Origin of the sequence: Kitasatospora sp. NPDC058478 (genome assembly GCF_042720345.1) — a bacterium.
Taxonomy (GTDB): domain Bacteria; phylum Actinomycetota; class Actinomycetes; order Streptomycetales; family Streptomycetaceae; genus Kitasatospora.
Genome location: NZ_JBHXML010000001.1, coordinates 260,025 through 273,717 on the forward strand (window position 1 = coordinate 260,025; position 13,693 = coordinate 273,717).

Consider the following 13,693-nt stretch of genomic DNA (forward strand, 5'->3'; position numbering starts at 1 on the left):
GTGGCGGCGGTCCGTCAGTCGCTCAGGAGGAGGGTGCGGGTGAGCTCCCAGGTCTCCGGGTCGGCGGCGACCAGCAGGCCGTTCTCGCAGCCGGGGGCCTCGGGGCGGTAGGGGGTGCCGTCCAGCCGGGCGGACACGCCGCCGGCCTCGGTGACGAGCAGGGAGCCGGGGGCGTGGTCCCAGGGGAGGGTGCGCCAGTAGAGGAGGAAGTCGAAGCGGCCCTCGACGACGTCCGGGTACTCGATTCCGGCCGCGTGCCGGCCGGGGGAGACCTCGCCGAAGGCCGACTCGTTGGCCTGTAGGCGCCGGCGGTGTTCCGGGTCGAGGTAGCGGCTCTTCACGGATCCGCGCAGCTTCGCGGCGTCGCGCGGTGCCGGCGGCCGGGTCAGGCGTACGCCGTCGCGCCAGGCCCCGGAGCCCAGTTCGGCGCAGTAGGCGGTGGCGGTGGCGGGCTGCCAGATCCAGGAGGCGACGGTCTCCCCGCCGCGGACGAGCGAGCACATCACGGCGTACTCGGGGCGGCCGGCGACGAAGTTGGAGGTGCCGTCGACCGGGTCGACCAGCCAGGCGGCGGGCTCGTCGTGGAGGGCCTGGGCGAGTTCGGGGTCGGCGGAGACGGCCTCCTCGCCGACCACGGGGATGGGCAGCAGCTCGCGCAGGCGGCGGGCGATGATCGCCTCGGCCTCGCGGTCGGCGACCGTCACGATCTCGCCGGGCGCCTTCTCCATCACCTCGCCGGCGGCCAGCGCACGGAAGCGCGGCTCCACCACCTCGGCCGACGCCTCGGCGAGTATCTCCGCCACCTTGTCCATCAGCACGTTCGCGCTCCCTTCGCTGCCTACCACTGTCGCACGAGTGTGCGGAGGTGACCTGCGGCGACCCCTGGGGCGGGCGGGGCCCACGGGTGGGGTCCGGCACGTGGACGGGCGGGCGGCGGGGCGCGAACAGGGGGCGGCGAACAGATAACAGCTGACAGATAACAGATTTCGAAATCTGTTATCTGTCAGCTGTTATCTGTTACCTGTCGACCGTCATCCGGGGTGCCCTCAGCCGCCCAGGTAGTGGAACCCCGGGCGCGGGTGCATCAGGAACTCGTGGTGCGAGATGTTCCAGGCGTACGCGCCCGCCATCGCGAACAGCACGCGGTCGGCCGCCCGCAGGCCGTCGGCGTCGGAGGCGGCCCGGGCGAGGACGTCCTTCGGGGTGCAGAGCTGGCCGGCCAGGGTGGCGCGGCCGGTGGCGACGGCGGGGCGCGGCCACGGATGCGGCCAGGCGTCGACCGGGAGCACCTCGAAGGGCTGGGAGTGCCCCCGGGTGGCGGGGGTGCGCAGGTGGTGGGTGCCGCCACGGACCACCGCGAAGTCCTCGCCGTGGCTCTGCTTCACATCCAGCACCTCGGTCGCGTACCAGCCGCAGTGGGCGGTCAGGGCCCGGCCGGGTTCGATCCGCAGGGTCAGGCCGGGGTGGGCGTCCAGCAGCTTGGCCAGCCCCTCGCCGAAGGCCGTCCAGTCGAAGTGGTTCGCCGGGTCCTCGTAGTCCACGGCCATCCCGCCGCCGACGTTGACCTCCGCCAGCGGGAAGCCGTGCCGCTCGGCCAGCGCGGCCGACCAGGCCACGATCTGCTCGGCGACGGCCAGTTGCTCCGCCGCCGCGAGCCCGCTGGCCAAATGGGCGTGCACGCCGCGCAGACGCAGCCGCCGCCCGAGCGGGTCGGGGCCGGTGCCGGGGCCGTCGCCGGTGAGCTGGCGCACGCACTCCTCGGCGCGGTCCGGGTCGAGCCCGAACGGCGTCGGCCGCCCGCCCATCGCGAGTGCCACCGCGTCGAGCGCACCGGTGGCGACCGGCAGGTTGACCCGTAGCAGCACGTCGACCACCGTGCCCGGCCGGTCCGCGAGGACGGCGTCGAGCCGGTGCAGTTCCTGCTCGCTCTCGATGTGCCAGCGGTGCACCCCGGCGTCCACGGCGGCGGCGATCTCGGCGGGCGTCTTGCCGGGGCCGCCGAAGGCCAGCGGTGCGTCCGGCACAGCCGCCCGCACGTGCGCCAACTCGCCTCCGCTGGAGACCTCGTAGCCGTCGACCGCGTCGCGCAGCGCGGCCAGCAGCGGCGCCTCCGGATTGGCCTTGGCGGCGTAGTACAGCTCGACCCGCGCGGGCAGCGCGGCCCGGACGGCGGCGGCGTGCGCGCGCAGCGCCGCCAGGTCGTAGACGTAGGCGGGCAGGGCGTCGGGCGCGAGGGCGGCGACGTGCCGGCGGACGATCTCGGTCATCGGGCGGCGCTCCCGAGGGAGAGGGGGGCGGAGGTGCGGGAGGCCTGGGCGAGGACGGATCCGGCGAGCGGCGAGGGCAGGCGGACGTAGCCGGCCTGCCGGTCGGCCTTGCGCTCCCAGCGGGTGAGCAGGTTGGCCTTGGCCGGCAGCGGCACGCCCGCGAGCAGTGCCCGCAGCCGGGGCGGCCGGCCGTGGCCTGCCGCGTACTGCTCCAGAGTGTCCCGGACCACCTGCCACAGGGCGCCCTCCAGCTCGGGGTGGCGGTCGGCGAGGGCGGCGAGCAGTTCGGCGACGTGGTTGACCAGCAGGCAGTAGACCACCCGGTCCCAGCCCCGCTCGGCGTCGTACGTCATGGGCCCGGCGACCTCGGGCGGGAGGGCGGCCAGGATGTCGGCGTTGTGCTCGGGGACGAGCTTGGTGCCCTCCAGATCGCGGAAGAGCACCTGGGTGGGGTGCCCGGTGGCGTCTACGCCGATGAGCACGTTCTGCAGGTGCGGTTCCAGCACCACGCCGTGGTCGAAGTAGGCGGCGAGCACGGGCGGGACGAGCAACCCCAGATAGGCCCGCCACCAGTCCAGGGCCTGGTAGGCGTCCGAACTCCCCTCCAGCAGACGGGAGATGTGGGCGGAGCTGGTCGGGTGCTCGTCGGCGACGGCGGCGGCCAGCAGCGGGGTGACGCCGGGTCGCAGCACGCCGCCGAAGCCCTCGCGGACGATCAGGCCGAAGCCCTCGTAGAGCGCCTGGTCGGGTCGGCCGTCGGTACCGGGCAGGGCGAGGGTGCGGAACGCGGGCTCGCGCAGCATCGCCGCGTCGGGGAAGCGCCGGGCGAGGTCGGCGAGGGCGGGGGCGAGCAGCCGGGTGAGCGCGACGGCGCCGGTGAGTTCGTAAGCGGCGTTCTTGCGCAGGCAGTTGGTGATGCGCACGTTGAGGCTGAACTTGAGGAAGGCGTCCGCGCCGTGGAGGGTGCGCACCGAGGCGGTGGCGGCGAACTCCTCGCCGCGCGGCCCGAGGTCGAGGACGTCACCGCGGTCCAGGGCATCGCGCAACAGCGGGTGATCGCCGATGAGTTGGTACTGCCAGGGGTGGGCGGGCAGCAGACGGTAGCCGTCCGGGACGTCGCCGAGGCCGTCCAGCAGGGCGCTCGCGCTCTCGTCCAGGGACTGCTCGGCGAGCAGTTCGGTGCGGACGGCGAGGTGGCGCAGCGGGAACGCCGCACGGGACTCCGGGGCGTACCCGCGCCAGTCCCCCCGGGCGGCGGAGCGGGACTTGGGTGCCGGGTGGAAGCGGTGGCCGAACAGCAGGGCCTGCTCGGACTCCAGGTAGCGGTCCGGTCCGGAGGCCGGGCGGTCGGCCAGGCTCTGCCGGAGGCCGTCGTGGCTGGAGGTGACCTGGCCCAGGAACTCCTCGTTCACCGTGCCGGTGCGCAGCTCCAGTTCGTCCTGTACGTGTTCCGCCAGCTCGCGCCAGTCCAACTCCGCCCAGCTGCCGCCTCGTTCGATCTCGACCGGGCCGGTGAAGCGGTGCGCGCCGAGCAGCGAGGTGCGGCGCAGGGCGATCCGCAGCAGGGCGCCGCGCCGGGGCAGGCGCAGCAGCAGGCGGCCGTCGGCCACGGCGGTCTGGTGCTCGGGGGCGGAGACTTCCCGCAGCAGGCAGTTCAGCAGGGTGTGGGCCACCGCGTCGTCGGCGGTGGGCAGTTCGCGGCTGATCGGCTCGTGAGCGATCGACTTGCGGGTGATCGGCTCGGGGGTGATCGGCTCGGGGGTCATCGGCGACTCCAGCGCTGGCGGAGGGACGGGAGGGAGAACGCGGTGGCCGCGACGGCGGCCAGCAGGGCGGCGGCGGTGCCGGCCACCACGGGCGCGGCGGCGCCGAACTGCCCGTTGGCCAGCGCTGCGACGGCGCCGGCGGCGACGGCGCCGCCCTTGGAGACGAGTTCGAGCGTGCCGAACATCCGCCCGGGCGCGCGCCCTTGGGCCGCTCCGGCGGCGAGTACGGCGAGGCAGACCAGGCCGAGCGTGAGCCCGGCGCCGAGCAGCAGCCGGACGGCGACGAAGACCGGGAGCGAGTACGCGACGGCGTGCCCGGCCAGGCCGAGCGCGACGAAGCCGAAGCCGAGCGCGATGCCGGTGTGCGGGCGGGCGTGGAACAGCGTGTGGATGCGCGCGGCGAACACCAGGTAGCACAGGTGCGGCAGGGCGAACAGCACGCCGGTGGTGGTGCCGGAGACGCCGGGCAGCCGTTGCTCGGCGAGCGAGATGAGATAGGGGAAGGAGATGACGGTGGCGAAGACGAAGACGAACTCGAAGACGTAGAGCGGGAGGAGCGGGGCGGCGGGTGCCCGCTCGACGCGTCCCTCCGACGCGGGGGCGGCCGCCGGACGGTCCGGCTCGGGCAGCAGGGACAGCAGCAGTGCGGCGGCGAGCGGGAGGACGGCCATCACCAGGTACTGGCGGTGCGGGTCGATCCACGGGGACAACGCACCGACCAGGATCGGCGCGGCCACCAGGGCTGCCCGGGCGCTGCCCTGCATCAGGGTGAGTGCGCGGGACAGCCGCGGTCCGTCGAGGGCGGCGGCGAGGTAGCCGTTGGTGGCGGCGAAGGTGCCGCCGAGGAAGCCCTGGAGGACCAGTGCGAGGGTGAACGCGGGCAGACTGCCGGCGGCTCCGGCCAGCAGGAAGGAGACGGTGAGCCCGAGTTGGGCACGCAGCAGCAGCCGCTTGCGGCCGAAGCGGTCGGCGAGCCGGCCCCACAGCGGTGCGCCGAGCGCGCTGAAGACCGTCGGTACGATGTAGAGCACACCGGCCCACCGGGCCTGCGGATCGCCGAGCGTGGGCAGGATCGCGGTCAGGTACGGCGGCAGGCCCAGTGCGGCGAAGGAGGCGACGAAGTAGCAGGCGGCGACGGCGTGCACCTGGCGGCGGCCGAGTCCGCCAGCGTGGTCCGTCCCGTGGCCGGAGCGCTGCGGAACGGTCTCCACACTCACCGGGCGATCCCGTTCGCCAGCAGGTAGTTGGGGCCGCTGGTGTAGTGCTTGTTGATGTCGGCGGCGCCCGAGCGCTGCTTGCTGAGCAAGGTCCCGGCGCTGACCATGGCCTTGACCGGCAGGCGTTCGGCCTCCAGCAGGTCCGTCCACAGCGGCTCGCCGGCCGGCCCGATCCGGTCCACCGCCTCGGCCAGGCGCTTTCGCAACAGTGTGAGTACGTCAGTGAGTTCGGCGCGACGGTGCTCGGCGAGGCCGAACGCGAGCGCGCCGGTGCACAGGTGCCCGGTGATGGTGGTGAACAGGTCGGTGAGCGCCCGGTCGTCGTCGCCGAAGATCCGGGCGTCGTCGAAGTCGTCCTGGGTCGGGGCGAGTTCGCCGAGGCGGGCGGTCATCCGGGCGGTGTGCACACGCGGGCCGTCGTCGTCCTTGTAGAGCAGGCGCAGTCCGTCGTCGTCGAGCACCAGGGAGGTGTTCTGCTGGTGCGACTCCAGCGCTATGCCGTAGTCGAACAGCGTGGTCTGCCAGTCCAGCAGGAGTTCCAGCAAGGAGTCGTAGAAGGCGAGTTGGTCGCCGTCGTGGAAGCGGTCGGCGAGGTGGTCGAGCACCAGGCGACCGCCGGGCGCGGGGGCCAGCAGGGCGGCCAGCGGGACGGTGACGGCCCGCTCCAGCCCGGCGGGGTAGCGGCGCAGCAGGACGGCCAGCAGTTCGTGGCCGGCGTGCGCCCAGGTCTGCTCGTCGGCGTGCAGGACGCGGTCGGCGAAGCGCGGCTCGCGGGCCAGCACGGCCTCGATCAGGCGCTGGCCGGCGGCGCCGTCGAGCAGCGTGCCGGGCTTGATGGTGCGGCGGTTGAGCCGGCCCAGCGTGGCGGTGGCGAGCGGGAGTTTGAGGTGGCAGGCGGGGTCGTCGGCGACGGCGACGGTGCGCATGGAGAGCGTCGGCACGACGGTCAGGTACGGCCGCTCGGCGAGCACCGCGCGGCCGGCCAGGCCGACCGCCTCCAGCGCCTCGTCCAGCGGGGCGCCGACGGTGAGGGGGTGGACCGGCAGGGTGGTCCAGCCGTCGCCGGGGCAGGCGTCCGCAAGGCCCAACCAGGCCGGAGTGGGCCACCAGCTCGGGAGCGGACGCCGGCCGTGGGTGGTGAGGGCATCGGTCGGGACGGCCAGCCAGCGCAGCTCGAATGCGGGGTGGAACTCCGGTGCATAGGAGTTCAGTTGGTGTTCGGTGAGGCCGGCCCGGCCGCGCGCGGTCGGGTAGACGGGGTGGTCGAGGTAGGCGGCCAGGGTGTCGTGGCCGAGGGCGGCGGCCAGGCCGGTCCAGTCGGCCGGGTCCTCGCCGTACAGGTCGGTGAGCCGGGCGTGCACCTCGGGCCGTGCGCGCTCGTGCAGTTCCATGGTGGCGAGGGTCTGGCGGCACTCCTCGGCGAAGGCGGCCCAGCCGGGCCGGTCCTCGGCCTCGGCCAGACCGGCCAGGGCCGCCACGATGGCGTCCAGACCGGTGAGCCGGCGCCCGGCCAGTTCCAGCAGGGGCAGCCGGGCGGCGTACTCGCACTGGAAGCCCTCGGCGGCGACGGGCAGGGCGAGTTCGGCGTCCGTGACGGTGAACCAGGGGCCGTCCGCGCGGTCCTCCGCGGCGCCGCGGGAGCGCAGGCCGAGGACGTCCTCGCGCAGCAGGGCGGAGAGCACCCGCAGGGTGAGCTGCTCGTCGGCGGTCACGGGGTGATCTCCCAGCGGTTGGCGGCGCGGAACCGGGCGACGGCCGCGTCCACGGCCTCCTGGTCGGCGCCGATGGCCCACATCACGCCCAGGTAGTCGCGGTTGGTGCGGTAGTGCTCGTGCCGCTCGCCGAGCGGGCGCAGCGGGCGGTAGGCGAGCCGGACGCCGTCGTGCTCCTCGTCGTACGGGCCGGGGGCGGCGGTGAGGAGGCCGGCCCGGTCGGCGCAGACCACCTCGTTGCGGGCCCGGCGCGGGGTCGCGGCGCACTGCGCGCCGAGGTCCGCGGGGAGTTCCCGGCCGAGGTGGGTGGCGAGGATGTGTTCGAAGAGCGGGACGCCGAGGATTTCGGCGAGCATCAGGTCGCACTGGTCGCCGATGGCGCGGTAGTTGACCTCGATGATCCGGGCGCGGCCGTCCGGCTGCACGACGAACTCGGTGTGGCAGGCGCCGAGTCCGATGCCGAGCGCGTCGAGTTGGGCGAGCACCTGCGCGACCACCTCGGCGGGGTGCGCGGGGACGAACTCCAGCACCTCCTCGATGAAGTCCGGCGGCGGGGAGAGCTGCGTGCGGAAGCCGCCGAGGACGTGCCGGCGGCGGCCGTCGCCGAGGGTCTCAAGGGTGCACAGCCGGCCGTCCAGGAACTCCTCGACGACCAGCGTCGCGCCGGCCCGGCGGTGCTGGATCTCCCGGCAGCGGAGGGCGAGTTCGGCGGCGTCGGCGACCAGTGTGACGTCCTCGCTGGCCACTCCCTCGCGGGGTTTGACCACGCAGGGGAACGGCGGCTCCAGCTCGGCCGGGTCCTGCCCGGGGGCCAACTCGGCGGACCAGACGGTGTCCTGGCCGGTCAGGGCGAGATGGCGGCGCAGCTGGCCCTTGTCCTTGGCCCGCAGTGCGGCCTTCCAGTCCTTTCCGGGGAGGCCGAAGTACTCGGCGGCCAGGGCGGTCTGGGTCTGCAGGTGGTCGCTGTTGCTGAACACCGCGTCGGGCGCGTGATGGCGGGAGACCAGGCTGCTCACGGCGCGGAAGTCCCGGACGTCGCACTCCAGCACCTCGGGTGCGGTGAACGGGAGGTCGGCGTAGGCCTTCCGGTGGGGTTCGGCGTGGTCGGTCAGGACGGTGACGTCGAGCCCGAGCCGGGCGGCGGCGGGCAGGAAGCCCGCGGTGACCGAGTCGGTGGGGTTCAGGGCGAGCAGGTAGAGCCGCATGGGGTGGTGGTCCTTGAGAGTGGTGACGGACGAGAGCGACGGCGGGCGGATCACGGGGCACGTCGGGAGGGCAGCGAAGAGATGACAGGCGACAGATGACAGATAACAGATTTCGAAATCTGTTATCTGTTTGTTGTCATCTGTCATCTGTTCGTTGTCGGCTGTTCGGTGGCGGCTGCTGCTGTGGCCGCCACCGCCACCGCCACCGCCACCGCCATCTCGTCCGCCCGCCGTCGTCCGTCGGCGGTTACTTGGGTGCGTCCACGCCCGCGGCCTTGGCGATGTCGCCGAGCATGGCGTCGGCGGCCTGGACGCCGATGCCGGACATCCAGGTCTCGTCCGGGACGTTGAAGACCTTGCTGTTCTTGACGGCGTTCAGGCCCTGCCAGACCGGGGTCTGCTGGACCTCGCTCTCCTTGGTCTTGGACGGGTCGTCGGCGGTGGTGACGAACACCAGGTCGGCGTCGGCCTGGTTGATCTGCTCGGCGCTCACCTCGACGATGTTCTTGTCGACGTCCTGGGCGGCCGGGCGGGCCAGGCCGACGTCCTTGAGCACCACGCCGCTGTAGGAGGCCTTGGCGTAGAGGCGGGTCGGTCCGGCCACGAAGCGGACCACCGAGGCGGTCGGCATGGCGCCGCCGTTCTTCGCCTTGATCGCCTCGCCGAGCTTGGCGGCCCGCGCCTCGTAGTCGGCGAGCGCCTTCTTGGCCTCGTCCTCCTTGCCGAGCGCCTGCGCGTAGAGGGCGAGGTTCTCCTTCCACGGGAACCCGGTGGTCTCGGCGAGCACGGTCGGCGCGATCGCGTTCAGCTGGTCGTAGACCTTGGCGTGGCGGACCTTGGAGGAGAGGATCAGGTCGGGCTTGAGGGAGGCGATCAGCTCCAGGTTCGGCTCGTTCATCGGGCCGACGTCCTTGGTGTCCTTGATCTTGTCCTTGAGGTAGTTCGGGAACCCGCCCTCGGTCTTCATGTGCGGCGACACCGCGCCGACCGGCGTGATGCCGAGCAGCGTGACGTCGTCCAGCTCGCCGCTGTCCAGCACCACGACGCGCTTGGGCTGGGCCTTGATCTGGGCCGTTCCGGCGGCGTGGGTGACGGTGCGCGGGAAGCCGGCGGAGGCGCCGGCGCTCGCGGAGGCGGCGTCCCCGCTCTGCTTGGTCCCGCCGTCGCTGCCGCAGGCGGCGAGCAGCGTGGTGGACAGGGCGACGGCGAGAACGGCGACGGGGAGGCGGCGGTTCATGGGGTTCCTTGGATCGGGTCGAGCGGGTGTCGGGGGTGAGGAGCGTCGGGGGTGAGGAGCCGGGGGGGGGGGGGGGGCAGCGGTCAGCGGTCGGCGGCGCGCGGCCGGGTCCGTGCCCGGGGGACGACCAGCGGCGTGCCGGTCTCCGGGTCGGGCACCACCCGGCACGGCACCTGGAACACGGCCTCGACCAGGTCGGCGGTGAGGACCTCGGCGGGCGGTCCGGCGGCGGCGAGCCGCCCGTCCTTGAGCACCACCAGGTGGTCGGCGTACCGGGCGGCCTGCCCGAGGTCGTGCAGCACCATGACGACGGTGCGTCCGGCCTCGGCGTGCAGGTCGGCGACCAGGTCGAGGACGTCGAGCTGGTGGCGCAGGTCGAGGAAGGTGGTCGGCTCGTCGAGCAGCAGCAGTTCGGTGTCCTGGGCCAGCGCGAGCGCGATCCAGGCGCGTTGGCGCTGCCCGCCGGAGAGCCGGTCGACCTGCTGGTCGCGCAGTTCGGCGGTGCCGGTCCGGGCGAGGGCGTCCTCGACGGCGGCCTGGTCGGTCTTGGACCACGGGCTGAGCATCCGCTGGTGCGGGTACCGGCCGAGCCGTACCAGCGCCTCGACGGTGATCGCCTCGGGGGTGACCGGCTGCTGCGGCAGCAGGCCCATCCGCTTGGCGAGGGCCCGGGCTGACATCCGGTGGATGTCGGAGCCGTCCAGGGTGACGGTGCCGGCGGCGGGGTCGAGCAGCCTGACCAGTCCGCGCAGCAGGGTGGACTTGCCGCAGGCGTTGGGCCCGACGATGGCGGTGACGGCGCCGCCGGGCAGTTCGAGGTCGAGCCCGTCGACGATCGTGCGGTCGCCGTAGCGCAGGTCGAGGCCGTGCGCGGCGAGCCGGTTGACGGTGGTGGTGACGGACTCGACGGTCGTCGTGGGCGTCATCAGTTGCTCCTCTGGGGAGGCCGGCCCTGGCGGATCATCAGCGCCAGGAGCCAGGGCGCGCCGAGCGTGGCGGTGACGGCACCGACCGGCAGGCCGTGGACGGGGATCACGTGGAGCACGAGGAGGTCGGCGGACAGCAGCAGGACGGCGCCGGTGAGCGCGGTGAGTCCGAGCGTGCCGAGGGTGGGCGGCCCGGCGAGCAGCCGGACCAGGTGCGGCACGGCGAGCGCGACGAACGCGACCGGGCCGGTGAGGGCGGCAGCCAGCGAGGCGAGGGTGATGCCGAGCAGCAGCAGCCAGAGCCGGTCCCGGCCGGGGTTGAGGCCGAGGCCGCCGGCCGAGTCGTCGCCGAGGTCGAGGACCGCGATCCGCCGCTGGCAGAGCAGCACGGCCAGGGCGGTCAGTGCGATGGCGGTGCCGCCGATCCAGACCTCGGTCCAGTTGCGGCCGTAGAGCGAGCCGGTGGTCCACTGCATCGCGGAGGAGGCCAGCTCGGCCGGGAACCGTACGATCATCAGGTTCACGGCGGCGGCGAGGCCCTGCTGCACCGCCAGGCCGACCAGCACCAGCCGGGTGACGGCCATCTTCGACCGCCAGGCGAGGCCGCCGAGCAGCAGCGCCGCCAGCAGTCCGCCGCCGAGCGCGGCCAGCGGGATCAGCTGCTGGGAGGCGCCGGTGGCGAGCATCAGCACCGCGCCGAAGGACGCGCCGCCGGTGACACCGATGGTGTCGGGGGAGGCCAGCGGGTTGCGGAAGAGCCGCTGGAGCATCGAGCCGGCCATCGCCAGACCGGCCCCGGCGATCAGCGCCGACACCACCCGGGGCGCCCGGAACTGCTGCACCACCAGGACGTTTCCGGGTTCGCCCTGCCCGACCAGGGCGCGCAGCGCGTCCCATCCGGACAGGCTCACCTGTCCGGTGCCGAGCGCGACGCCGGTCAGCACCACCAGGACGACGGCGGCCAGCGCCGACCACGCGGCGGTGCGGGCCCGGCGGCGGGCGAGTGTGCCGACGGGCACGGCGAGCGCGGTCACCGGGCCACCTTCCGGGCCAGTACGGCGAGCAGCGGTGCGCCGAGGAAGGCGGTCACGATGCCGACCTCGATCTCGGAGGGGCGCACCACGAGCCGTCCGAGCACGTCGGCGGCGAGCAGCAGCAGCGGACCGGTGATCAGGCAGCCTGGCAGCAGCCAGCGGTGGTCGTTGCCGAGCAGCGGGCGGACCAGGTGCGGCGCGGCCAGTCCGATGAACGCCACCGGCCCGGCGACGGCCACCGCGCTGCCCGCGAGCAGGACGACGGCCAGCCCGCCGGCCAGTCGGATCCGGGCCACCGGCACGCCGAGCGACTGGGCGGTCTCGTCGCCGAGGGCGAGCGCGTTGAGGGCGGGTGAGATCGCGAACGCGCCCAGCAGGCCGAGCAGCAGGAACGGCAGCACGGGGGTGAGGGTGTCCAACTGCCGCCCGCCGATCGATCCGGCCAACCAGAACCGGGCCTCGTCCAGGGTGCGGTGACTGGCCAGCATCAGCGCGGAGGTCCAGGAGGTGAGCACCACGGTGAGCACGGTGCCGCCGAGCGCGAGCCGGACCGGGTCGAGGTCGCCGCCGCGCCGGGACATCGCGTACGCGGCGACCGCGGCGACGGCCGCCCCGGCGAAGGCGAACCAGACGTATTGGACGGGCCGGGTGAGGCCCAGCGCGTAGATCGCGGCGACCACGGCGAGGCTCGCGCCGGCGTTGACGCCGAGGGTGACCGGGGAGGCGAGCGGGTTGCGGGTGACGCCCTGGGCGACCGCCCCGGCGACGCCGAGCGCGGCCCCGACGGCCAGCCCGATCACCGTTCGCGGCAGGCGAAGGCCCGTCACCACATCGGCATCGCCGCCGTGGGCGGCCCCGGTGAGGGCGTCGGCCACGGTGGACAGCGGGATGGATCGGGAGCCGAGCGCGAGGCTCAGCGCGGCACACAGCACGAGCGCGCCCACACCGGCGACCAGCAGCAGGGGCCGCTGGACCGCCGAGGATCGAGGCGTCGCCGGGGCTGTGGTGGCCGGCGGGTCGGTTCTCAACACGAGTCGACATCTTAGGTTAGGTTTGCCTAAGTTCGTCAATCTCGGGTTGCCTGGTCCGATGTCGGGCCGTTCGTCGCGGCGTCGACCCGTCCGGGTGTCGTGGGTGTCGCGCCGCCCGGCCCGGCCCCGGGTGATGCACTTCCTGAGGCATTGTAAGGTGAGGCTCACCTTATTCGATCATGCGGAGTCGATCCACGGAGCGCCGATGATCCCCGGAACACCCCTGCCCGTCGCACCGACGTCCACCCTGCCCGGCGACTACCGGCGCCTGCGCGAGCTCTGCCCGGTGCTGGAACTGCGCCTGCTCGACGCCGACGAACCCGACCCCCGAGCCGCCGACGGCTGGTACTCGGGGGCCGAACTCGCCGCCGACGAACGGGCCCTGGCCGCCGCCCTGGCCGGCGAGGAGGAGCGCATCGCCGCCGAACACGGCCGCGCCCCCCGCCCGCACGTCACCGCCTCCAGACTGCTGCACCACTACGTCTGGTCCGCGTGCCTGCTCATCGCGGGCCCCTGGCACCTCGCCCGGAAAGTCCCCCTCGTCGACCCCGCCGACCTCTGGCTGCACGCCCCCACCGGGGACCTCGCGCTGCGCCCGCGCGGCCACGTCACCCTCCCCGGCGACGACGAACTCCGCGCCGAACTGCGGGCCGCCGTGGTCGCCCACGTCGAGCCGGTGCTCGCCGCCTTCGCCGCCCCCAGCCGGCGCCGCGACCGCGCGCTCTGGGGCATGGTGACGGACGACCTCGCCTCCGCCGTCTGGTACCTCGGCCGGATGCTCGGCGAGGAGGACACCGCGGTCGTCGCCGCCGAGGCGGTGCTGCCCGGCGGCACCCTCCCGCTGCCCGGCGCCGCCGACTTCCGCCGTCTGCACACCCCCGACGGGTGCGGCCACCACACCCGTACCCGGCTCGGCTGCTGCCTCTACTACGCCGTCAAGCCCGAGGCCGCCGCCTGCCTGACCTGCCCGCGCACCAGCGACGAGGAACGGCTGCGCCGGTTCTGAGAGGTCCGTCCGCGGATCGTCGGCGGGGGGATCGTCGGGGGGGGGAGTTGGGGGATCGTTGAGGGGATCGTCGGGGGCGGTTCGTTGATGCTCCTATGGGTTGTCAAGCGGTGGTGAGCCATTCGCGGTAGGCGTTGGCGAGGTCGTCGTCTCGGCGGGTGCCGCGTTCGAGGGTGGAGATGGTGGCGGGCCAGACGCCGAAGTGGTTGGCGACGGCGGTGAGGGTGATGTTCTTGGCCTGGCGGGCGGGCCGGAGGTCGGCGGTCTCGGGGGCCGTGACGGTCGTGGTGAG

The 13,693-nt window shown here is 73.9% G+C and carries 12 protein-coding genes; 1 reads left to right on the forward strand and 11 read right to left on the reverse strand.

Going from position 1 to position 13,693, the window contains the following annotated elements:
* Positions 1-14: 14 nt before the first annotated feature.
* The 10 genes from ACFWPT_RS01125 to ACFWPT_RS01170 all read right to left on the reverse strand — a co-directional run bounded on the left by ACFWPT_RS01125 (position 15) and on the right by ACFWPT_RS01170 (position 12,326).
* Positions 15-812 (reverse strand): inositol monophosphatase family protein, encoded by a 798-nt coding sequence (locus tag ACFWPT_RS01125; RefSeq protein WP_063351525.1) that lies wholly within the window; start codon positions 810-812, stop codon positions 15-17.
* A 234-nt stretch (positions 813-1,046) separates the two neighbouring features.
* Positions 1,047-2,267 (reverse strand): type III PLP-dependent enzyme, encoded by a 1,221-nt coding sequence (locus tag ACFWPT_RS01130; RefSeq protein WP_380373165.1) that lies wholly within the window; start codon positions 2,265-2,267, stop codon positions 1,047-1,049.
* Positions 2,264-4,033 carry an IucA/IucC family protein gene (locus tag ACFWPT_RS01135; protein ID WP_380478522.1) on the reverse strand — a complete coding sequence of 590 codons (1,770 nt, stop codon included), beginning with the start codon at positions 4,031-4,033 and terminating at the stop codon, positions 2,264-2,266. The genes ACFWPT_RS01130 and ACFWPT_RS01135 overlap by 4 nt, the downstream gene beginning before the upstream one ends.
* Positions 4,030-5,250, reverse strand: a complete 1,221-nt coding sequence (locus ACFWPT_RS01140) for an MFS transporter (protein ID WP_380478527.1) — start codon at positions 5,248-5,250, stop codon at positions 4,030-4,032. Before ACFWPT_RS01140 ends, ACFWPT_RS01135 begins: the two co-directional genes overlap by 4 nt.
* Entirely contained in the window at positions 5,247-6,962 is a 1,716-nt protein-coding gene (locus ACFWPT_RS01145) for an IucA/IucC family protein (protein WP_380478530.1), read from the reverse strand. Before ACFWPT_RS01145 ends, ACFWPT_RS01140 begins: the two co-directional genes overlap by 4 nt.
* A complete protein-coding gene (locus ACFWPT_RS01150; protein WP_380478552.1) occupies positions 6,959-8,167 on the reverse strand; it encodes an acetyl-CoA carboxylase biotin carboxylase subunit family protein in 1,209 nt (402 codons plus the stop codon). The genes ACFWPT_RS01145 and ACFWPT_RS01150 overlap by 4 nt, the downstream gene beginning before the upstream one ends.
* Positions 8,168-8,414: 247 nt before the next feature.
* Positions 8,415-9,404 (reverse strand): ABC transporter substrate-binding protein, encoded by a 990-nt coding sequence (locus ACFWPT_RS01155; RefSeq protein WP_380373174.1) that lies wholly within the window; start codon positions 9,402-9,404, stop codon positions 8,415-8,417.
* Positions 9,405-9,487: 83 nt separating this feature from the next.
* Positions 9,488-10,330, reverse strand: coding sequence for an ABC transporter ATP-binding protein (locus ACFWPT_RS01160; protein WP_380478532.1), 843 nt, complete (start codon positions 10,328-10,330; stop codon positions 9,488-9,490).
* A complete protein-coding gene (locus ACFWPT_RS01165) occupies positions 10,330-11,364 on the reverse strand; it encodes a FecCD family ABC transporter permease (protein WP_380478534.1) in 1,035 nt (344 codons plus the stop codon). The genes ACFWPT_RS01160 and ACFWPT_RS01165 overlap by 1 nt, the downstream gene beginning before the upstream one ends.
* Positions 11,361-12,326, reverse strand: a complete 966-nt coding sequence (locus ACFWPT_RS01170) for a FecCD family ABC transporter permease (protein WP_380478554.1) — start codon at positions 12,324-12,326, stop codon at positions 11,361-11,363. The genes ACFWPT_RS01165 and ACFWPT_RS01170 overlap by 4 nt, the downstream gene beginning before the upstream one ends.
* 274 nt (positions 12,327-12,600) lie before the next feature.
* Here ACFWPT_RS01170 and ACFWPT_RS01175 point away from each other — a divergent pair, with 274 nt between their 5' ends.
* The gene (locus tag ACFWPT_RS01175; protein ID WP_380478536.1) at positions 12,601-13,401 is read left to right on the forward strand and encodes a (2Fe-2S)-binding protein; all 801 of its coding nucleotides are present in this window, start codon (positions 12,601-12,603) and stop codon (positions 13,399-13,401) included.
* A 103-nt stretch (positions 13,402-13,504) separates the two neighbouring features.
* On the opposite strand, the gene ACFWPT_RS01180 is transcribed toward ACFWPT_RS01175, so the two are convergent.
* A partial coding sequence (locus ACFWPT_RS01180; RefSeq protein ID WP_380478538.1) for a hypothetical protein occupies positions 13,505-13,693 on the reverse strand: 189 nt, incomplete at its 5' end.